Origin of the sequence: Ureibacillus sp. FSL E2-3493, assembly GCF_038077515.1 — a bacterium.
GTDB classification, from domain to species: Bacteria; Bacillota; Bacilli; order Bacillales_A; family Planococcaceae; genus Ureibacillus; species Ureibacillus halotolerans.
Genome location: NZ_JBBOPK010000001.1, coordinates 754,445 through 775,482, shown reverse-complemented (window position 1 = coordinate 775,482; position 21,038 = coordinate 754,445). Strand labels below are relative to the sequence as shown.

The window sequence follows — 21,038 nt, the reverse complement described above, 5'->3', positions numbered from 1 at the left end:
GGGATCATTTCCCAATTAAACGTAAAAAGACACTTATGAAGAAAAGGAACAGTTTAACTGTTTCTACTTCTTTCAATAAGTGTCTTTTTCGTCTTTTTGCCATTTAAGCGTTAGACAATCACAAAGTGTGACAAAGTATAAGTATATATTACAGTTAAATGATACATACTGCAATGTTTACGAATTTCCTCTATTAATCTCCTGATATTTTCCCTAATACTGTTCCATATGAAATTTTTAAAATCCCATTGTTGTTATATAACATATTATGATATTATCTTATTATGAAAATTGAGAATATTTAAAAAGGGATGGGGGTACTATAAATGGTTACATTTTTAGTATGTATCGCGATTTTAATCGTTGGCTATTTTACATATGGCAAATACGTTGAAAAAGTATTTGGTTCTAAATCAGAAAGACCTACTCCCGCATACGTGAATGCGGATGGTGTTGATTATGTTCCAATGTCAACTTCAAAAAATTCATTAATCCAGCTACTAAATATTGCGGGGACAGGCCCAGTGTTTGGACCTATTGCAGGGGCACTTTATGGTCCAGTCGCATTCATTTGGATTGTCGTAGGCTGTATATTTGCCGGCGCTGTACATGACTACTTAACAGGCATGATTTCTATCCGTAATAAAGGGGCACACGTACCAGAATTAGTATCGAAGTTTTTAGGGAAATTTATGAAGCACGTTGTAAACGTTTTCGCATTGTTACTTTTATTGTTAGTTGGTACTGTTTTCGTTACATCACCAGCAATGTTAATTAATAATTTACTAGATGGAAAGGTAGCCCTTGCAGTTATTTTAGGCGTTATTTTCTTCTACTACATTTTAGCAACGTTATTACCGGTGGATAAAATAATTGGTCGTCTTTATCCATATTTCGGTGCGCTATTAGTTCTTTCAGCACTAGGTGTAGGAATTGGATTAATCGTAACAGGTGCACCGATTCCAGAGTTAAGTTTTCAAAATATGCATCCTAATGACTTACCTATTTTCCCACTATTATTCTTTACAATTACTTGTGGGGCTTTATCTGGATTCCATGCTACTCAAACACCTATTATTTCTCGTACAACACAAAATGAAAAACAAGGTCGTAAAATTTTCTATGGCATGATGATAGCAGAAGGAATTATCGCTATGATTTGGGCCGCAGCAGCTATGAGTTTATTTGATGGCTATGGTGGTTTAAACGAAATGTTAGCTGCTGGAGGACCTGCAGCAGTAGTAAGTGAAGTTTCACTATTAATGATGGGTTCTATTGGCGGTACATTAGCTATTTTAGGAGTTGTTATTTTACCGATTACATCTGGGGATACAGCGTTCCGCGCAGCACGTATGATCATTGCAGATTATTTTAAATTTGGTCAATCAAAATTATTAAGCAGGCTATGGATTGCCATTCCTTTATTCGTCATTTCTTACGCATTAACGAAAATTGACTTTAATATTTTATGGCAATACTTCTCCTGGGCAAACCAAGTAACAGCCGTTATCGCCCTTTGGGTAGGAGCAATGTATTTATTCTTGGCGAAAAAAAATCATTGGATCGCTACAGTGCCAGCTTCCTTCATGACAGTAATGGTCATTGTCTATATTTTATATGAACCTACAATGGGATTCGGTATACCATTAAACGCTTCCTATATTGGAGGAATTGTGGCAACGATGGCCATTGTAGCTATTTTCTTCAATGCAGCCCATAAAAAACGTGGAACGTCCTTCCTATTGGACGAAGACGTCTCGCGATTTAATGTAAATGAAATGAAATAAAATAATAACACCTTCACCATGTATGAATAAAATACATCTTGGTGAAGGTGTTTTCATTTACTTTGATTAAATCATTCATAAGAATATGTCCCACATTTACAATAAATTTCTCCAACGAAATCAACTAAATAGTATCCTTTATACTTTATGTTGTTTTCGAACAGAATGTCTCACTACTTCAACTAAAAAGCGTGGTAAAGCTAGTTGTCGTTTAAATCGCTTCGGTTCTTTTAACAGCCGATATAACCATTCTAAACCTAGCTGTTGGAAAATGACCGGAGCTCTTTTTACTGTACCAGCCAATACATCAAAGGATCCCCCAACTCCCTGGAAAATCGTTGGATAAAGCTGATTACGATATTGGTTAATCCAATTTTCTTGTTTCGGGCTACCCATTGCAACAAATAATATGTCCGGTTTTGCTTTATTTATATTCGAAATGACTTTTTCCATATTATTTTCATAGCCATCCTGCGTTCCAACAACTTTAATAGTAGGGTATAACTCTTTTAATTTTTTTGCTGCCTGATCTGCTACGCCACATTTACCACCGTATAAAAAAATGGATTTGTCTTGTTTGGAAGCCTCTTCACATATACGCATCATCATTTCAACACCGGTTACACGTTCATGAATGTTTCCTTTTTGGATTTTCGATGCAATAATTACACCTATTCCATCAGGAATTTGAATTTCAGCATCATTAAGTAATTTTTTTAATGATTCATTGTCTTTTGCATTCATAATTTTTTCAGGGTTGATTGCAACAATTAATGTTTTTTCTTTCCTCTCGATTCGGCTGAAAATTTCTTTAATAAGTCTATCGTACTTTTCAGTATTAACTTGAATTCCAAGTACTTTTTCCTTCATATTTGCACAACCGTCCTTTTAGACAAAGGAGGCAGCTAAACGAAATTACTGCCCCAATGTGATGGTTTGGTAGTTTTTCATCTATTCTTCGCATCGCCTAATAAATAATATTGAAAACCTGCATTTTGCCAAACTTTCCGATTCAAACAATTTTTCGTATCAAATACAATTTTATGGTTTGTCGTAATGGTATGTGGATCAAAAGTTTTAAATTCATTATGATCTGTTAAAACTAAAAGAATATCCGCATCCCTTGTAGCTTCCTCTAAATGTTGGGTTTGTGTCACATGATTATTTTCTTTAATATGCGGATCAAAGGATACAACTTCCAATCCGAGTTGTTGTAAATAATCGATAACAGCAATCGAAGGGCTTTCACGTATATCATTTACGTTTCCTTTAAATGCTAAACCTAAAACCGCTACCTTTCCGCCTACAATGTTATTTTCATCTAAGATAGACAATGTTTTTTGCGCAGTATAGGCTGGCATACTATCATTTATATGTCGTGAATGATGAATAATCTGTGCATTATCCCCACCTATTTCCACAAGAAACCATGGATCTACGGCAATACAATGACCACCTACGCCTGGTCCAGGGAAGTGAATATTGACCCTTGGATGTAAGTTGGCAAACTGAATCGCTTCCCAAATATTGACCCCAATATTATCTGCAATTTTAGAAAGTTCGTTAGCAAAGGCAATATTCATGTCGCGATAAGTGTTTTCCATCACCTTCACAAGTTCTGCCGTAGTGACGTTAGTTAAATGAATTTCCCCTTGGACAAAGCATTCATATAATTCCTTTGTTAACTGGGCAGATTTTTCATTAATCCCACCAACAATACGATCATTATTTACTAATTCCTCAAAAATTTTCCCAGGTATAACTCTTTCAGGTGAATGGGCCACATAAATGTCCGTACCGATTTCGAATCCTGTTTTCATCAATTCAGGAATCATAATATTTTCAACAGTTTTCGGTGGAACTGTCGATTCTAAAATAACTAAATTTCCCTTCTTAACATAAGGAACAATCGATTTAGTTGCTTCTTTTACATAATCGAGATTTGCTGTTTTATTTGGATTAATTGGTGTCGGAACAGAAATGATAAATGCATCTGCTTCTTGTGGCGTAGTAGATGCAGTAAACATTCCTTCATCTATTGCTCGGTCCAGCATTTCTTGAAGACCTTGTTCTTCAATGTGTAATTTTTTTTCATTAATATTGCGAACAACTGATGGGTTTATATCTACACCATGTACTTTCATACCATAGTTTGAAAACATTACTGCTGACGTTAATCCAATATACCCTAACCCAACGACACAAACTGTTTTTGTCATCATAGCCCACTTTCCTTCCATATAGAGAATAGTGCCGATTTATCTCTAAATCACACTAAAAATAAAGATGAAGTTGGAATTATCCATTCCTTTGTCAAAAACTTGCATAATAGTATACAAATCAACTTTAATTTTTAGAAGACCAGGAAGGAAAAAGTGGTTTGAACTTTAAATCGTCCACTTTATTTATGCATCCTCTTCCTAGTTCTATCTTTATTATTTCAAAAATTTAAACCAACTTATTCAACCCCATTCTATCTTCTCTCTTTTCCTTTTGTATTAATCTTTTTACAGTAGGCTTGATTAACTTTATTTTCTCATTTCAACATAACAATCTCTACATTCTTAGAATTTCTTAATATAGTTTTTACAGTTTTAACATTTTCAATAATTGGAAATACTAGGGTAGAGGAGGGAGTTATAATGAAAGGATTAAAACAATTATCAATATCGAAGGAAGATTGGTTATATGGAATAGTCGGTTCAGGGATTGTATTAGCCATTATTCAATTATTTATATTGGTTTCATAATGTCCATGAATCCATTGATAAAAGAAAGCACCTTTGATTTTAATCAAGGGTGCTTGTTTTGTGTTGTACAGATGTACGTTTATTATGAGTATGAGTGTATAAAACAGTGATTATATTTACTACTTCGTTCCATTCCATTTCATTTTTTCATCTAATAATTCATAAAAACGTTTTTCATCACGTGCTTCTAATGCGTGATCAATTAATCGATTTAAATTTTGTTCTTCTAAAAGACGAATCATTTTTTGAACTTCCGACTCCTCTTTATCACTTGGAGGTATATTTAAAGTGTCTTCATTATTTGATGCCTTTTCCAAAATAGGACTTAAATGTTCGTGTACATTGGATATAAGAAGTAGCTGGTATAATGGTAAACGAATAAAACGATTTCCTCTTTGGAAAACGAAAATTTCCGAAAGGTTTTCTATTTGTTTCGTCTCTAAATCAATAATCATTTCCTTACCTTCAACAGGAACAAAATGATACAGCTCGTCATCCTTTACAATTGAGAAATATTGATAAGCAAACACTAAACGTAATGTCTTTCCACTGACTTTTGTATAAAAAGGCTTCATAAACTGCACTTGAATCATTCTATCCCCTCCCAATTAAAAATTTCCTTTACTCTCATTACCGGTGAAACAATATAAAAGAAGCTGAAAGCGATTGCATACTATATTGGAATAGAGAAGCCATACCCACTTAAAAGAATTACAAAGGAAGCTGTTTTTTCTGTTATTCTAATATACGAATTCATTCCCTTATTAATGCTATAGTCCCCATACTTTTCTTGTTTCAAACTTGCTTTTATTTACTAAATTTATCGATTTTTGTCGCCTCGTTATTGACAGATTATAAATGAGCCATTCTTAACGCTTCAGAAAAAAATTTATTTTATCCATCATTTAAAAATTTTATTGAGGAAATTTTATATATTTATCCTTTTACTTATCATTCCTATCTTTTCAAGTTATAATGAAGGGAAAGACTTTTTTAGCGGATATGTATTCACTTCCGCATAAGAAAAGACATCGATTTGTTTTCAAAATGGAAAATAAATTGTGTATTTCTAAGGGGCGATGATATGGTGTTATCGGTTTCAACACTGGCACGTGAACAAAAAAAATTTATTATAGATCAATTAGAACATATTGAACATTCTTTACATCCATCCGTAACGGAAGATGAAGAGCTAATACGTCGAGCATTATTTGCGGTTCGAAATAAATCCGTTACCTTTGAACGGTACGTACCAACTACTTCAACTTTATTTACAACTGTACAAGATGTCAGACCAACCCATGTTACCGTTCATTTCCAGGAGGGAAATATTCAATGTAACTGTCCTCAGGAAGATTGGTGCCGGCATAAAATAAGTGTTCTTTTATCTCTTTACCAATACATTGATTCCGTACAAGATTGGACTTCAAAATGGCGTTCCAAAAAAAGCGTGAATTTACATTTGTTAGCTTCCGAACGTACACCTGAAAGTTGGCTAGCGATGGTAAATGAAGTGATGTCCCATCAATTACAAGAGGGTCGTCAAATCGAAAAATATCTCATCTCGAACATTGCTGAAAATGCCCATTCAAAACTGAAGAAACATACGCCATTTGAACGAGAATGGCAACCTATTTACAACCTTTTTATTGAAATCGCTATTTTAAACAAACTATGGCAACATATTTTAGAATCCCAATCAAATATCAATAGTGATTATTTTGAATATTTCTTTGATAGAAGATTTGAAGTGATTCAAAATACGATTCATGAAATTTCAGGGAAATCTCGGCTTTTTGCTACGGATCCGTTTTTTGATGCCCTCCAAGTATTAGTTCGGGAATTACTCCTTGAGCGAAAGCATCACATTGGTAGAAGATTAAATATTTATTTATTGTTTTGGGATACCATTTTTATAGAAAAAAGAAGGGCTGAAGAAGAATTAAGCATCCTTCACCAATATGCTGAAGATGCTAAAAAAAATACAAATACGAAATTAAGTGATGACGTTCCCCTTCCAACAGTTTTAAATGTTTTCCACATAATATTAAAAGATTATGATTCATTAAAAAATAATTTAACAACCATTCAACCGAAAGAAATGAACATTTATTTTGGTCTAGCGAAATTTTCTTATTCAAGAAACGAAGAAAGAGCATATGAACTAATATTAAAAGCAATGCTCCCCCATTTAAATGAATATATAAATAATTACCTATTACCTTCCCAACGCCAAGTATATGTAAGAAGAGTCCATTCATTATTTGAACATATAAACTTAACGGAACAGGAAGAACTAATGTTATTTTCAGCCTTTGGAGTATATGGGGTACAACCATATTCCCAATATTTATTAAAGGTAAAAAGGTACGAGGAGTGGGCGGCACTTCATCAGTTGTATCCTTCTTCTATTTCCTATTTGGAAACTTGTGGATTAAAGGAAGTTTTAGAAGTTGCTCCTGAGGTAACATTGCCTTTGTATCATTACTATGCGCTAGAAGAAGTAAATCAAAAATCAAGAATGAATTATAAACAAGCTGTTCGTATTTGGAAAATGATGAAATCAGCAGCAAAAAAATGTGGTAAAACTTACTTTTGGACAGACTATATTCAATCTATACGTGAACAATATAAACGTTTACGAGCATTGCAAGAAGAATTAGAGAAAGGAAATTTACTGGCATGACGGAAATTCAACTAACACCTTTTACGAAAACAATTCGTGTCACTTTTGAAGAACTGCAACCAGGTTTCTTTTCTGTCATTGCGTTCCATGAAGATGGTTCACCTATACCGCCGTCCAACTGGTCTCACCAATTGTTTTATCGTTATGAGCCAAATTGTTTTGGTTTAAATGCAAATTTCGGTGAACATGGAATTCATGTATCTTTAGTAGAACTAGTTGAGTTAATCTCACCATCTTATAAACATCCTTTTATTCAATTAATGGGAACAAATGATAAAACTAAAAAACTACTCGCTTCCATAAATGCTGTTCAATTACTGTGGAACAATAGTGCTTTATGGGATTACGTAATTTTAACTGAAGATGATTCCAATAACATTACATTCTCCTTTCAATTGCCACAAAATTTTATGGAAGATGATTTTGTAAAAAATGCTTATGGTGAAATAGAGATTCAATTAGCTGAATGTGAATCCATTTTAACGACTGCTGTTCAACAAAAATTAGCCTATGCAGGGTTACTTGCTAATGATATCCCCACTTTATTACCATTTTTCAGTAATGGTGGTTGGCCATTAAACAAAGATCGATCCATAGGTGATGTTAAGGTAGCTTTACGATTACGGGAACCAGAAGAAAGTTCCTCACAATGGCTACTTGAAACTGTATTAAGTTCGAAAAAAACGTTAAAGGTATGGGCACCTGCTGTTCGTAAACGCCATTTACCAATTGAAAGAGCTCTACCTGATAAGTGGTTGCCTTATGCCCAAGAAATTAAAAACATGCAAAATCAAATGTTAGAGCTAATGGATTTAAGTAGTTATAACGTAGACTCCGAATCTTTTATACATATTATGTTAGAAGATAAGGATGTACGTAATTTACTACGGGGAGATTTTGCTAAGTTAGGTGCCCTTGGATTTGAAATCATCTTACCGACTTGGTTAAAGGAATTAAAGCAAACGAAAATGCGCGTTCGTGTAAGTGCAAGTAATCAATCACAAAAGTCCGTAGCAGGATTAGATGATATATTATCCTTCAACTGGCAGCTTTCCTTAAATGGAGAACAAATATCAGATGAAGAGTTTCGAAAAATTGTGGATGAAAGACGGGAGTTTGTACGTATCGGTAATGAATGGTTCCGTTTAGATGCCAATTGGATGCAGGAAATTCGAGAATTGATGGACAAGGCTGAAGACGAAAATTGGACAGTACGTGAATTGTTATTCCGTGAATTACCAGATGAATTTACAGCACTAGAAGGAGAAGAAGAGGATATAGAAAGAGATGACCCTTTATTTGCCTTTGAAATGCAACGTTCATTAAAGGAATATGTGGATCAACTTCAACATAAAAAAGGGTTACCATCCATTTCGCCACCGAAAGGTTTACATGCAGAATTGCGTCCTTATCAACAGGAAGGATTTGAATGGCTATCCTTTATGCGAAATCAGAATTTTGGTGCTGTATTAGCTGACGATATGGGTCTTGGTAAAACTGTACAGCTCATTAGTTATCTTTTATATACGTATGAAACTTTGGAGGAACAACTACCAACTATTATTATTTGCCCAACTTCCGTTTTAGGGAACTGGCAAAATGAATTAGTTCGCTTTGCTCCTTCATTAAAAGTCCATACCCATTATAGTTCATCACGAATAAAAAAAGATTCCTTCCATCAAATGATCATAAAAGAAAAACCAAATGTTATCCTTTCAACTTACGGTACTATTTCACAAGATATCGAGTTTCTACAAGAAATCCATTGGGCAACCGTTACATTAGATGAAGCCCAAAACATAAAAAATATGCAAACATTACAATCTCGTGCGATTCGTAAATTAAAAGGAAAACATCATATCGCTTTAACAGGAACGCCGATTGAAAACCGTCTTTCCGAATTATGGGCGATATTCGATTTCATTCATAAAGGATATTTAGGCAGTTTCGGTAAGTTCCAAGAGCAATTCATTGTTCCCATTGAACGAGAAGAATCAGAGCGCCATAAACAAATTTTACGGACTAAAATCCGTCCTTTCTTATTAAGACGAACTAAAAATGATCCGGATTTAATGTTGAATTTACCTGATAAACAAGAATCGAAGGAATTTTGTGCTTTAACGAGCGAGCAAGCCGCGCTATATGAAGGTTATATTGAAGACACGATGGCTCAACTGAATACAATGTCCCCTTTTGAAAAGAAAGGTCGGATTTTACAAATGTTGAGCAAATTAAAGCAATTATGTAATCATCCAGCTCTCTATTTAAAAGAGCCTTTTGACGAAGCAAAGGTAATGTTAAACCGTTCCGTTAAACTAAAAAGAATCGTTCAATTAGCTGCTGAAATCGTAGATAATGGCGAGCAATGCTTAATTTTCACCCAATATATCGGAATGGGCCATTTACTTCAACATTGTTTTTCTGAGCTATACGATATCGATGTGCCCTTCTTAACGGGAAGCATGCCTAAACAACAAAGGGATCAATTAGTGGAAGGATTCCAAGCAGGAGAGTTTCCTATCTTCTTATTATCGTTAAAAGCAGGGGGAACTGGATTAAACTTAACAGCTGCTAACCATGTATTACACGCAGATCGTTGGTGGAATCCCGCTGTAGAAAATCAGGCTACAGACCGGGCTTACCGAATTGGACAAACTCAATTTGTTCAAGTTCATAAATTTATTACAATTGGTACGATTGAAGAAAAAATCGATAAAATGATAGAGATAAAGTCTGCCTTATCTGAAGAATTAATTCAATCAAGCAATTGGTTATCCGAATTACAAGAGGATGAATTGATGGATTTACTTATGTTAGATACAAAAGAAAGCACCATTATTTAAGTAAGTGGAACTATTGAAAATGCATTTGAATAAAACAATTGGAAGAGTCGAGGATAAATTATCCTCGACTCTTTTTACAGTCTCTCGTTATCCTTTTCACTTTTCCAAATCCATATTTAATTGTTCATTTCTCTACGTGTTCCCTATTAAAAAGGATTACTATGTAGAGCTTAGAAGGAATGGGATCACTACTGTGCGGTCAAGCAGTAGTGTTTTCATTATCACCTCCCCTATCCATTTGTTCGATACAAAATTGCTTTTAGGAAGAATTTTTTCACAAAGATACTAACACTGTTCTTGGTACTAATTTCTATGTTTCGTTGAATAATAACTATAAGAGGGTCCGTATATAGAGTTCAACAATCAATTTCAAAAGATTTTTAGAGAGATTTCATCATTTTCTTCATTCATACCTTCAACAACAAATTGACTCCACAAGACTTCAAATACTTGGTTCTTAAATACTCCCCATTATTTAAGGTACAGAAGCAAGTTCGCCATTTTCCGGAAGTATAAATTCATTTTCCATTTCAAAACGCTGCTCCATTTCTCGATGGACAACATCATTTTGAGGCGATTTTAAAATAATGAATCGTACATCATCGACAACAACTTCTACGGTGTATACTTTCAAATTATCTCGATTCATATAGGATCTAGATTGTAATCGGCCGTTAATACCAACTAATGATCCTTTGCCACAATATTTTACGATTCGTTCTGCAAGCCTTCCCCATGCTACGCAAGGAACAAAATCAGCATCTACACTGCCTTGATTATTTCGAAAGTTTCGATTAATGGCTATAGAAAAACTTGTTTGGACTCGATTTTCCGAGATTTGTCTAAGTTCCGGATCTCGGGTCAATCGGCCGACTAGTCCGACTTGATTCATAATCTTCACCTCCTTTCGACCACGCTTTTATAATAACTAGAGCACTTAATTTTGGCAAAATCTGAAAATTGGGATTTGGCCAATTTTTAAAGTTGAAAAATACATTTTCAACGAAGCAAAAAATTATTAAATTTCTTTTTAGACTAGACGACTGTAAGATTGGCCAGCTTAAAATTGAAAGGGGCAAATAATAAATTTCGCATTTTTTCTATGTTATACTAAAATTAACTAAATTGTAGTTGGGGGAAAGTGAATGAAGACTTTTAAAATGCTTTCGTTTGATTTGGTAAATGAAGATGGAGGACTAAATATTCCCTTAATTGATGGCATCGTCATCAATCAAGAAAATAGTAGAAATTCGTGGATATTAGAGCTCTTTATATCGAAAGAGCATCAAACGATTTTTGAGACATATAAGGAGTCAGGGGATTTAATCGAAGTACATGTAATTATTTCATTTCCAGATAATGAACCCGCCCCATTTAAAGTAGTCGTTAGCGATATTCGAGAAATTGGAAATCGAATTTCAGTGTTACTGAAAGGTACTATCAAAACAAAACGTAATAAATATGCAGAACAGTTATTAAAAAATTTATTAAATGAAAATTTAACAAATGAGGAATTGCTTACACAGTTTAAAAAGGGTATGCGTGAAAGACCTCGCTTAAAGGAATTGTAAATACAAAAAAATCGCCTCTTAGAGACGATTCTTTTGTATTGTATCCTGTTAGTGCAATCATTATTTCATTACATTATTCATCTTGATTATCACGGTCATTGAGATCTTTTTCATCTTCAATGATATCTTCTTGGTTACCTTCTAAAATGCGTTCGTCGTTATTATTGACTTCACCGGAAACACCATTTTGTCCAGCACCGTTGCTATTTTGTACACCGTCTTGGTCCTCAGTATTGTCAGTGCCGTTTTCAGCATTAAAATCTTCACCTTCAGGACCACGGTTGGCATCATTATATGAATCTTCACCTACTGCATCATTTGTACCGTTATTTACATCATTTCCGTTATCGTAGGAGTCGTTTTCAAGGACGTCATTTGCACCTTCTTGGACTTCATCGACACCTTCATTTACACCTTCTTGGACTTCATTAACACCTTCATTGATGTCTTCTCCTACTTCATCAGCAGCATCTTCACCGTTATTATTACATCCGACTAATAATGCTGTCCCTAAAATAAATGCAAAAACCGGTTTTTTCCACATAAAAATTCCCTCCTTTCAACTTTTACACTCCATCACATAAGGAATGTGATTAGTCATAGAGTACCCGAGAAAGGAAGGAACTATCCGAAAAAAAGATGTAACTATTTTTGCTATTCTTTTTAAACTTTACATTGTTATTTTATGTAAATAAAAATCGTTTATTTTGGTTGAACTGGACCAATAGCAAATAAAATATCTGTTTCACAAACAAGCTCGCCTTCTACCGTTGCAATAGCATGTCCTTTCCCCATTGCACCGCGTAGTTTCACAAATTCAACCTCTAGCTTTAATTGGTCGCCAGGTACTACTTGACGTTTAAAACGGCAGTTATCAATTCCCGTTAAAAAAGCAAGACGGCCTTTATATTCTTCAGATTTTAATAATGCCACGCCGCCAACTTGAGCCAATGCCTCAACGATTAATACTCCCGGCATAATTGGATATCCTGGAAAATGGCCATTAAAAAATTCTTCGTTAATCGATACATTTTTTAATCCAACTGCTCGTTTTCCTTCTTCAACTTCAATAATACGATCCACTAATAAAAATGGATAACGGTGTGGTAAAATGGCTTGAATTTGTTCAGCTGTTAGCATTTCCCATTCCCCCTTAAAAATTTATGTATATTCGAATAAATTGAAATAATAAAATTGCAAAAGAACAGTTACCCCACTATTCTTTTCCTTCCATTAAATCAATGATGTGTTGCCATGTTCCCCATTTTAGCACATTCATTGCTTCTCCATCACCTATCACGCCAAAACCTATCATTAATCCTGAAACTGCAGCGATAATAAGTAAAATAAGCACGAGGAGAATTCTTAACCAAATAGGAAAAAGACGAAAACTATACCATCTCATTGGCTTTTCAGCAATCGTTTTGTCCCTTTTTTCTTTTTTTTCTTCTTGAGGAACACTCGGCTTTACTGATTCTTTTTTTAATACATTAAACATTGCCGTTCTCCCCTTAGAAAAATTTGTTAAAGTTTTGCCATCAGTTATTATCGAATCCCATTAATTAATCCTAACATTTGATCAGCAATTGAAATAGCCCGTGAATTAAATTGATAATTACGTTGGGCATTAATTAAATTTGTCATCTCTGTAGAAAGATCCACATTAGAAGACTCCAATGCACCGTTCATCATGCCGATATTTACTCGAGCGCCACCCTGTAAATTTGTTAATACGTCTTCTTCATTATAACCTAATTCATCAAAATTGGCAGGGAGTGCAATATATGTACCAGATACATGTTCTAACAATTGAGGAGTATGTAATTCCGTAACACCTAACTCAAAGTTTAAAGTTTCTCCATCAGATAAATTTACACGTAATGTACCATCATTAGTTAAATTGAAGTCCGTCACATTATCAGGGAAATAAATGGCATTACCGTTACTATCAGCAACTGGGTAACCATCACCGTTCACAAGCATAACTTGACCATTTTCTACAGGTGTTACATAAAAATCACCCTGGCGTGAATAAACTAAACGTTGACCATCTTCACCATTTGGCATCAAAATATTAAAATACTGCTTTTCCTTCGTAAATGCAAGGTCTAAATCGCGATTTGTTGTTTGTAAAGAGCCTTGGGAAAAGTTCGTTTGAATTTGACCGATGTATGCTCCTACACCATAACGAATCCCAACTGGTGAATTACGAACCGTTCTATCCATTTCTTCATTATTAAATTGTTGATAAAGAAGTTCAGAAAAGGTCGCTTCATTGGCTTTATAACCAGCTGTATTACTATTAGAAATATTGTTACTTATTGTGTCAATTTGACTTTGTAACTGTCCTAATGTGTTGGTCGCTGTTATCATTGTACGTAGCATGAATAATCCCCCTCGCTTTAAACTCTTCCGATTTCATTTACTGCTTTGTCCATACTTTTATCATATGCTTGAAGAACTTTTTGATTTGCTTCAAAGGCACGATAAGCAGTTAATAAATCTGTCATTGATTGGGCTGAATCAACATTAGACCCTTCAAGGAAACTTTGTTGCATCGAGAAGGTTACATTCTCTTGCCCATAAGCTGAAGGAAGTTCAGCACCGTCTACAGTACGAAATAATCCGTTATCTTGTTTTTCTAATACATCAGGATTTTCAGAAAAAGAAACACCAAGCGTTGCTACTACTTCGCCCTCAACATAAATGTTTCCGTCTTGTGAAAGGCTAAAATCATCACTAGGTAATTGAATACGTTCTCCAGTAGCTGATAAAACATATAGCCCTTGACTATTAACTAAGTATCCTTGACCATCTAGCGTAAAATTACCATTTCGTGTATAGGCTTCTCCACCATCTGGATGTTCCAAGCGGAAAAAGATTGTTCCAGTCTGACCTGACTGTTCATCAACAGGCATTGCACCGTTTATTAACGCTACATCAGTTTTTTGGCTTGTTTCATAAATAGAACCTTGTGTATAATTTCCTAACGTTTCTTGTAAGTATACACCTGTATTTAATGAACCAATTGGATTTGCTTCGGTAAACTTCAATCCATTTTCTGTAGGTATATTAGTATTCCCTACAGCTGATAAAAGCATGTCCGGAAAGGAACGAATAGTTGACTGATCCGCTTTAAATCCAGGGGTATTGGCGTTGGCCATATTGTTTGTAATAATTTCTGTCTTTCTTTGTTGGGATACCATTCCTGTTGCAACAGTATAAAAGCCTTTAAACATAAGTATCACCTCTATTAAAGTTTAATGACATGCAGTATTGAAACATAATTAAATTCGAGAGCCTGGTGAACGATCGATATTGTCTAACATTAAGCCTGTCCCTATCGCTACACAATCCATTGGGTTATCAGCAACAAAAACAGGTACTTTCAATTCTTTAGTTAATAATTGATCCATTCCATGTAAAAGGGCACCACCGCCTGTGATACAAACACCACGATCAATAATATCCGCAGATAATTCAGGAGGCGTTTTTTCCAATACATTTTTCGCTGATTGAACGATTAATGAAACAGATTCATGTAATGCTTTTTCAATTTCAGAAGAATGAATTGTAATAGTTCTTGGCAATCCAGTGACCATGTCACGACCACGAATTTCCATCGATTCTTCACGACTACCAGGGTAAACTGTACCAATATTAATCTTAATCGCTTCTGCTGTACGTTCCCCAATTAGAAGTTTGTATTCTTTTTTTATGTATTGCAAAATATCGTTATCAAATACGTCCCCAGCTACTTTAATGGACTCACTAGTTACGATATCTCCCATTGATAAAACCGCCACATCAGTAGTACCACCACCGATATCAACTACCATGTTACCGCTTGGTTGGAAAATATCCATTCCAGCTCCGATAGCAGCTACTTTTGGTTCTTCTTCCAAGTATACTTTTTTACCACCTGATTTTTCAGCAGCTTCACGGATAGCTTTTTGCTCCACACTTGTAATGTTCGTTGGACAGCAAATAAGGATACGTGGTTTTGAGAACATTCCTTTTAAATCTAACTTATTGATAAAGTATTTTAACATTGCTTCCGTCACATCAAAATCTGCAATAACTCCATCTTTTAAAGGACGAATAGCAACGATATTACCTGGTGTACGACCAACCATTTGACGGGCTTCTTCTCCAACAGCTAGTACCTTTTTACTATTTTTATCGATTGCCACAACAGACGGCTCATTTAAAATAATTCCTTTTCCTTTTACAAAAATGAGCACATTCGCAGTTCCTAAATCGATTCCAATATCTTTAGAAAACATGATAAATTCCCCTTCCTACCTTTTCCAACATAATTCGACTTCAGTTTTCTACATTAATCTAGAATATTTTATCATATTCGAATATTAATTACATCTTTATTTATATGTGATTAACTGTTTGTCAATCATATAAAATTAATTACTTATTTTCCAATTCATTTATACATTCATAGTAAAAAAGCACTTAGTTGACTTATAAAGCCAAACTAAATGCTCTTTCAATGGTTTTGTCGGGATTGCCACTTCTTACGTGTCGCCTCGCCTCCTCGTAAATGACGAATCGATTTGTGATATGCTAATATTTCTTTTACTTCGTTTGCTAACTGTTCATTGACTAAGAATAATCGTTCTGTTAGATCTTTATGAACTGTACTTTTAGAATAACCCGTCATTTTCGCAAGGACACGAACCGTCTCACCTGTTTCAATAAGTAGCTCTCCAAGCCTAACACAGCGATGTCGAATGTGCTCGTGCACGTTCTCTTCCTTTCTATCGGATATAAGAATGTGCCGTTTTGCTAACGAAAAGGTGTTTTTTTCAACGTGTTCATATTATGAGTGTTTCATTGACGTTTGCAACTAGCGATTTAACGTTTATTCACAATATGAGTTTTTTCACAATTTCAGAACCATATTTATTAAGAAAACTACAAAAACGCCCAATATCCTTAATTAGACGTTGAATGTTTTAAGAAGTTTCAACGTTTTGAAGGATATGGACGTTTTCGCTCATCATCAATACTTGTACAAAAATCTTATAAGTCTGTTAATTCATTAGAAAGCTAAGAAATTTCTTGGGTTTACATGCTCACCATCTTGTAACACTTCAAAGTGTAGATGGTTTCCAGCTGAAGGATTCCATTCGTTTTCAGTTGTAGTGCCTAATGGTTGACCTTGAACGACTGTATCGCCTTCTTTTACAAGAATGTCCGTTACAGAGCTATAACGTGTTTCCATTCCGTTTGGATGTGTAATGACAATCTGATTTCCAGTGAAAGCATCTAGTTTTACTTCCTTTACTTCACCGCTCATTGCAGCAAGTACTTCAAAAGGTTCGTTATTAACGGCCAATGATACACCAGAAGAAGTAGAGAATGTTTGATTAAACACTAATAGTGCATTTTCCCTTGTTGCTTCATCTGCTGTGACATCGTAAAAGTCTTGTAAAACTTGTACATTGTCAAGTTGAGCTTCATCGAAAGGATATTTCAATGTTTCCGTTTTAGCGTTTGTTTCAATGACTGTTGAATCTTTTGAGGCAGTTCCATCTTGTACAACCTCTTTTTCCTCTTCATCACCAATAAGTGCTGTATAACTGAAAATCAGACCAACTAATACTACTGCAATTCCTGCATAAATTGTCGGCCAAAACCATGGCTTTTTCTGCCAACTGTTTTTGTTAGGAGAAGGCTTAATTTGTTTTTCTTCTCTCATGTTCATCACCTCAAGAAGAAGTGTGAACAAAATTTTACATTTCTAATCACATTTTGGAAAAAAATCCTTAATTTTTACAATTTAATTTTTCAATACTTGTATTTTTATAGTAATATTCGATAATTTCGTGGGCAGACGATCCGTTATCAGCCATTGCATCAGCTCCATATTGACTCATTCCAACACCATGGCCATATCCTTCTGTTTTAACGACTATCTCACCATCGATAACATCAATTTGAAAATCAGTAGAACGTAAATTTAAAAGAGTTCTTATTTCTCGGCCTGTCCATTTATTTTTATCATTAGAGACTATTTCAACCCTCCCAGTATTGTTTCGTTGCAAACGTATTTTTTTCACATCATCGATTGTCCAATTAACCTTTAATAGTTTGTTCCATTCCTCAATGGAAAAAGTAGTGACCGTTTCATAATTATCCGCATATTGAAAATCGGTACTAGCTACAGATTGTAAATAAGGAATATCATTTCCACTATAGTTTTTTGAGCTTTCAGTCATACCATTACTCATCGAATGAAACATTGCTGTTATTAATTCTCCATTATAATAAATCACTTCACCTTCAGTGCTTTTAACAGCTTCTTGGACCTTTTTTTCAAATTCTTCATAGGATTTGTCCCAATTTTCTTTCCTAGTATCCTCGTCATAAAAAACTTGTTTTGCAACGGTAGGTTCAATTGGGATTTGTCCATAATTTGTATTTTTTAACACATAGGTTCTTGCAGCAATCGCTTGTGCCTTTAACGCTTCTATATGAAAACTTACAGGCATTTCAGCTGCGACAACACCAATAACGTATTCCTCTAAATCAATCGGAATATCACTCCCACTCACTTGAATCGTTATCTCACAAGCGTTATTAATAGAGGAACCTCCTAATTTAACGTCTTTTTTTTCATGACTTCTAAAAATGAAAGGAAAATAAAAAAGTGCAGCAATGAAACAAATGATTGATACGACTATTATCGGGTTTTTGAAATTATTAATTTTTTTCATACATATTATTTATGATAGAAAAGAAAAGATTATGATTGAACGAAAATATCATTTTCAAACTACCATTCTATTTCAACGAAAAACATTTTCTAATGGAAATCAAAAAACGACAAAACTCTATTTAGAATTTTGTCGTAAATTTGTAATATTTATATGTGCTAAAACATATGGTTAATTTAAAAAAGAAAATCAGCATTTACAAATAGCATGATTAAATTTCAACAACTTGTTCTTCTGAAATAGCAGCTTCTTCTTCAGATTGATCTTCAATTCTTTCGATAATCGCACCTAAAGAAGCAAGTTTTTTATGGAAATTAACATATCCACGATCTAAATGATGTAATTTCGTAATTCTAGTTACTCCTTCAGAAACGAGTCCAGCTAGAATTAATGCTGCTGCAGCACGTAAATCTGTGGCAGCAACTTCTGCACCTTGTAATTTAACAGGACCTTCAATAAATACTGAACGTCCTTCAATTTTTACTTGGGCATTCATACGTCTAAACTCTTCAACATGCATAAAACGGTTTTCAAATACTGTTTCTGTAATGATACTTGTTCCTTCAGCAGTAAGCATTAATGCCATCATTTGAGCCTGCATATCTGTTGGGAAACCAGGATGTGGCATCGTTTTAATATCTACAGCTTTTAGAGGCTGTGTCGCACGAATACGTAATCCTTCTTGATCCTCTATTACCTCAACACCCATTTCACGTAATTTAGCGATAAGGGCTGTCATATGCTCAGGAACAGCATTTTCAATAAATACGTCACCACCCGTAATCGCTGCTGCAACCATAAATGTTCCAGCTTCAATACGATCCGGAATAATGTGATGAGTTGTACCATGCAATTCTTTTACGCCTTCAACACGAATTGTATCCGTACCAGCTCCAATTACACGTCCACCCATACTATTAATGAAATTAGCTAAATCTACAATTTCCGGCTCTTTAGCAGCGTTTTCAATGATTGTAGTACCATTTGCTAAAGCTGCAGCCGTCATAATGTTCTCTGTAGCTCCTACACTTGGGAAATCTAAATAAATTTCAGCACCTTTTAAACCATTAACTGTTTTTGCTTCAACAAATCCATGACCAAAGGAAATTGTAGCACCCATTGCTTCAAAACCTTTTAAATGCAACTCAATTGGTCTTGAACCGATTGCACAGCCACCTGGTAATGCAACACGAGCATAACCATTTCGAGCTAGCAACGATCCCATCACAAGAATTGAAGCGCGCATTTTACTAACAAATTCAAATTGAGCTTCACTCGATAATCTTTTTTCTGCATTTATATGGATTTCATTTTTGTCTACGTTATATTCTACATTTGCATTTAGGCTTTTTAGTACTTCATTTATTGTATGAACATCCGCTAAATTCGGAACGTCTTTTATTATATTATGATTCTTTGAAGCTAACAATGATGCTGCTAGAATTGGTAATACGGCGTTTTTGGCTCCTTCTACTTTTACGATTCCTCGTAATTTTTGGCCTCCCGTAACAATGATTTTCTCCACAATTCGTCCCTCCGAATTCATTTGTCCAAAACTGTCAAAATCTGAAACATTCGTTTTTATATTTAAAACACACAAACTATCAATATAGTACTGCTAAAAGATGATATAAACAAGCATCTAAATCACTATTTTACATGAAAACACAATAATTTTCTACAATTTATAATACGCTAAGTAAAAGATAATGGTGAATTTCATGTCATAAATTACATAAAATTTCATTAAACATGACAAAGCACTACTACATATTACAACATTATTACCCAGGAAATACAAAAATTCTACAAGAAAATATCGATGATATGTTTACTTAAATTTAGATATATGTTATGTAACGACAAACGAAAGTTCATTTGTCCTTACAAGGCATATAATATGTACCTTAAATGGGAAGTAATTGTTAAATTTTATGAAAAAATGAATGGTAATTGTTGAGACCAATTTGTAATATCTAAAATAAAATTTGAAACAGTTGAGCCAATGGCAATACTTAATAAAATATAAATCAGTTGAATTTGAAAGGTATGACCTTTTTTAAAAAGTTGTTCTAGTCTAAAAGCTTGTAATGCATAAAAACTTATAACAATAAAAAGAATATGCGATATTAAACCAATACCAGCTTGTAACCCTAATGATTGATATACTTCCATATTCAACATACCTCCTTGTTAAACAGTTAAAAAGCGGACAGTTGCCCGTCCGCTTTTATCTTTGTAATGAAAATTACATATTACCCTCATGAACGCTGATACGATTAATCGCACGTTTTAAAGCTAGCTCAGCGCGTTGGAAATCAATGTCATCTTGTTTCATTTGAAGACGTTGTTCCGCACGTGCCATTGCTTCTTTAGCACGGGCAAGATCGATATTAGCTGCAAGTTCAGCAGATGGAGCTAATATCGAAATTTGATCAGGACGAACTTCAATGAATCCACCACTAACGGCTACAATTTCTTGTGAACCGTCTTCTTTTTTTAGTGTCACAGCACCAATTGCAAGTGGAGCAACCATAGGAATATGTCCTGCTAGAACACCAATTTCACCAGAAACTGTTTTAGCGATAACCATTGCGACTTCAGAATCGTACACTGGGCCGTCGGGAGTGACAATATTGACTTGAACTGTCTTCATATTTTTTC

Annotated in this window: 20 protein-coding genes; 4 read left to right on the top strand and 16 right to left on the bottom strand. The window is 34.5% G+C overall.

The annotated features are described in order from the left end of the window. Window positions 1-326 precede the first annotated feature (326 nt). Entirely contained in the window at window positions 327-1,787 is a 1,461-nt protein-coding gene (locus MHH69_RS04120) for a carbon starvation CstA family protein (protein WP_122973425.1), read from the top strand. A gap of 138 nt (window positions 1,788-1,925) precedes the next feature. On the opposite strand, the gene MHH69_RS04115 is transcribed toward MHH69_RS04120, so the two are convergent. The 3 genes from MHH69_RS04115 to MHH69_RS04105 all read right to left on the bottom strand — a co-directional run bounded on the left by MHH69_RS04115 (window position 1,926) and on the right by MHH69_RS04105 (window position 5,130). Further along, complete coding sequence (locus MHH69_RS04115; protein WP_122973426.1) at window positions 1,926-2,657, bottom strand: WecB/TagA/CpsF family glycosyltransferase; 732 nt, start codon at window positions 2,655-2,657, stop codon at window positions 1,926-1,928. A gap of 77 nt (window positions 2,658-2,734) precedes the next feature. After that, window positions 2,735-4,006, bottom strand: coding sequence for a nucleotide sugar dehydrogenase (locus MHH69_RS04110; RefSeq protein ID WP_122973427.1), 1,272 nt, complete (start codon window positions 4,004-4,006; stop codon window positions 2,735-2,737). A gap of 650 nt (window positions 4,007-4,656) precedes the next feature. Then, window positions 4,657-5,130 carry an IDEAL domain-containing protein gene (locus MHH69_RS04105; RefSeq protein ID WP_122973428.1) on the bottom strand — a complete coding sequence of 158 codons (474 nt, stop codon included), beginning with the start codon at window positions 5,128-5,130 and terminating at the stop codon, window positions 4,657-4,659. A 491-nt stretch (window positions 5,131-5,621) separates the two neighbouring features. On the opposite strand from MHH69_RS04105, the gene MHH69_RS04100 reads away from it, so the two are divergent. Next, window positions 5,622-7,223 carry a hypothetical protein gene (locus MHH69_RS04100; RefSeq protein ID WP_341361792.1) on the top strand — a complete coding sequence of 534 codons (1,602 nt, stop codon included), beginning with the start codon at window positions 5,622-5,624 and terminating at the stop codon, window positions 7,221-7,223. Next, complete coding sequence (locus MHH69_RS04095) at window positions 7,220-10,066, top strand: DEAD/DEAH box helicase (RefSeq protein WP_341361791.1); 2,847 nt, start codon at window positions 7,220-7,222, stop codon at window positions 10,064-10,066. Before MHH69_RS04100 ends, MHH69_RS04095 begins: the two co-directional genes overlap by 4 nt. A 475-nt stretch (window positions 10,067-10,541) precedes the next feature. On the opposite strand, the gene MHH69_RS04090 is transcribed toward MHH69_RS04095, so the two are convergent. Beyond that, window positions 10,542-10,958, bottom strand: a complete 417-nt coding sequence (locus MHH69_RS04090; protein ID WP_122971484.1) for a single-stranded DNA-binding protein — start codon at window positions 10,956-10,958, stop codon at window positions 10,542-10,544. A 253-nt stretch (window positions 10,959-11,211) separates the two neighbouring features. Here MHH69_RS04090 and MHH69_RS04085 point away from each other — a divergent pair, with 253 nt between their 5' ends. Continuing rightward, window positions 11,212-11,637 carry a YwpF family protein gene (locus tag MHH69_RS04085; RefSeq protein ID WP_341361790.1) on the top strand — a complete coding sequence of 142 codons (426 nt, stop codon included), beginning with the start codon at window positions 11,212-11,214 and terminating at the stop codon, window positions 11,635-11,637. Window positions 11,638-11,710: 73 nt separating this feature from the next. Here the strand turns inward: MHH69_RS04085 and MHH69_RS04080 are convergent, their stop codons facing one another. From MHH69_RS04080 to MHH69_RS04025, 12 genes are all read right to left on the bottom strand, one after another. Continuing rightward, window positions 11,711-12,181 (bottom strand): hypothetical protein, encoded by a 471-nt coding sequence (locus MHH69_RS04080; protein WP_122971482.1) that lies wholly within the window; start codon window positions 12,179-12,181, stop codon window positions 11,711-11,713. Window positions 12,182-12,339: 158 nt separating this feature from the next. After that, a complete protein-coding gene (gene fabZ, locus MHH69_RS04075) occupies window positions 12,340-12,777 on the bottom strand; it encodes a 3-hydroxyacyl-ACP dehydratase FabZ (protein WP_122971481.1) in 438 nt (145 codons plus the stop codon). 76 nt (window positions 12,778-12,853) lie between these two features. Continuing rightward, on the bottom strand, window positions 12,854-13,135 hold the full coding sequence (locus MHH69_RS04070; protein ID WP_174232660.1) for a DNA-directed RNA polymerase subunit beta: 282 nt from the start codon (window positions 13,133-13,135) through the stop codon (window positions 12,854-12,856). A gap of 47 nt (window positions 13,136-13,182) precedes the next feature. Next, complete coding sequence (locus MHH69_RS04065) at window positions 13,183-14,022, bottom strand: flagellar hook-basal body protein (RefSeq protein WP_122971480.1); 840 nt, start codon at window positions 14,020-14,022, stop codon at window positions 13,183-13,185. A 17-nt stretch (window positions 14,023-14,039) separates the two neighbouring features. Next, window positions 14,040-14,876 carry a flagellar hook-basal body protein gene (locus tag MHH69_RS04060; RefSeq protein ID WP_122971479.1) on the bottom strand — a complete coding sequence of 279 codons (837 nt, stop codon included), beginning with the start codon at window positions 14,874-14,876 and terminating at the stop codon, window positions 14,040-14,042. Window positions 14,877-14,924: 48 nt separating this feature from the next. After that, a complete protein-coding gene (locus MHH69_RS04055; RefSeq protein WP_122971478.1) occupies window positions 14,925-15,923 on the bottom strand; it encodes a rod shape-determining protein in 999 nt (332 codons plus the stop codon). 218 nt (window positions 15,924-16,141) lie between these two features. After that, the gene (locus MHH69_RS04050) at window positions 16,142-16,399 is read right to left on the bottom strand and encodes a sporulation transcriptional regulator SpoIIID (protein ID WP_122971477.1); all 258 of its coding nucleotides are present in this window, start codon (window positions 16,397-16,399) and stop codon (window positions 16,142-16,144) included. A gap of 297 nt (window positions 16,400-16,696) precedes the next feature. Further along, window positions 16,697-17,356 (bottom strand): M23 family metallopeptidase, encoded by a 660-nt coding sequence (locus MHH69_RS04045; RefSeq protein ID WP_122971476.1) that lies wholly within the window; start codon window positions 17,354-17,356, stop codon window positions 16,697-16,699. A 67-nt stretch (window positions 17,357-17,423) separates the two neighbouring features. Beyond that, window positions 17,424-18,212, bottom strand: a complete 789-nt coding sequence (spoIID, locus tag MHH69_RS04040; protein WP_241559286.1) for a stage II sporulation protein D — start codon at window positions 18,210-18,212, stop codon at window positions 17,424-17,426. 373 nt (window positions 18,213-18,585) lie between these two features. Then, window positions 18,586-19,899, bottom strand: a complete 1,314-nt coding sequence (gene murA, locus MHH69_RS04035; protein WP_122971474.1) for a UDP-N-acetylglucosamine 1-carboxyvinyltransferase — start codon at window positions 19,897-19,899, stop codon at window positions 18,586-18,588. A 407-nt stretch (window positions 19,900-20,306) separates the two neighbouring features. Then, window positions 20,307-20,549: a DUF1146 family protein gene (locus MHH69_RS04030; RefSeq protein ID WP_122971473.1), complete on the bottom strand. Its 243-nt coding sequence runs from the start codon at window positions 20,547-20,549 to the stop codon at window positions 20,307-20,309. A 73-nt stretch (window positions 20,550-20,622) separates the two neighbouring features. After that, the gene (locus tag MHH69_RS04025; protein ID WP_122971472.1) at window positions 20,623-21,030 is read right to left on the bottom strand and encodes a F0F1 ATP synthase subunit epsilon; all 408 of its coding nucleotides are present in this window, start codon (window positions 21,028-21,030) and stop codon (window positions 20,623-20,625) included. Between the last annotated feature and the right edge of the window lie 8 nt (window positions 21,031-21,038).

Coding starts and splice junctions, on each gene's coding strand:
- MHH69_RS04120 (WP_122973425.1), top strand. CDS start 327: ATGGTTACATTTTTAGTATGTATCGCGATTTTAATCGTTGGCTATTTT.
- MHH69_RS04115 (WP_122973426.1), bottom strand. CDS start 2,657: ATGAAGGAAAAAGTACTTGGAATTCAAGTTAATACTGAAAAGTACGAT.
- MHH69_RS04110 (WP_122973427.1), bottom strand. CDS start 4,006: ATGACAAAAACAGTTTGTGTCGTTGGGTTAGGGTATATTGGATTAACG.
- MHH69_RS04105 (WP_122973428.1), bottom strand. CDS start 5,130: ATGATTCAAGTGCAGTTTATGAAGCCTTTTTATACAAAAGTCAGTGGA.
- MHH69_RS04100 (WP_341361792.1), top strand. CDS start 5,622: ATGGTGTTATCGGTTTCAACACTGGCACGTGAACAAAAAAAATTTATT.
- MHH69_RS04095 (WP_341361791.1), top strand. CDS start 7,220: ATGACGGAAATTCAACTAACACCTTTTACGAAAACAATTCGTGTCACT.
- MHH69_RS04090 (WP_122971484.1), bottom strand. CDS start 10,958: ATGAATCAAGTCGGACTAGTCGGCCGATTGACCCGAGATCCGGAACTT.
- MHH69_RS04085 (WP_341361790.1), top strand. CDS start 11,212: ATGAAGACTTTTAAAATGCTTTCGTTTGATTTGGTAAATGAAGATGGA.
- MHH69_RS04080 (WP_122971482.1), bottom strand. CDS start 12,181: ATGTGGAAAAAACCGGTTTTTGCATTTATTTTAGGGACAGCATTATTA.
- fabZ (WP_122971481.1), bottom strand. CDS start 12,777: ATGCTAACAGCTGAACAAATTCAAGCCATTTTACCACACCGTTATCCA.
- MHH69_RS04070 (WP_174232660.1), bottom strand. CDS start 13,135: ATGTTTAATGTATTAAAAAAAGAATCAGTAAAGCCGAGTGTTCCTCAA.
- MHH69_RS04065 (WP_122971480.1), bottom strand. CDS start 14,022: ATGCTACGTACAATGATAACAGCGACCAACACATTAGGACAGTTACAA.
- MHH69_RS04060 (WP_122971479.1), bottom strand. CDS start 14,876: ATGTTTAAAGGCTTTTATACTGTTGCAACAGGAATGGTATCCCAACAA.
- MHH69_RS04055 (WP_122971478.1), bottom strand. CDS start 15,923: ATGTTTTCTAAAGATATTGGAATCGATTTAGGAACTGCGAATGTGCTC.
- MHH69_RS04045 (WP_122971476.1), bottom strand. CDS start 17,356: ATGAGAGAAGAAAAACAAATTAAGCCTTCTCCTAACAAAAACAGTTGG.
- MHH69_RS04030 (WP_122971473.1), bottom strand. CDS start 20,549: ATGGAAGTATATCAATCATTAGGGTTACAAGCTGGTATTGGTTTAATA.
- MHH69_RS04025 (WP_122971472.1), bottom strand. CDS start 21,030: ATGAAGACAGTTCAAGTCAATATTGTCACTCCCGACGGCCCAGTGTAC.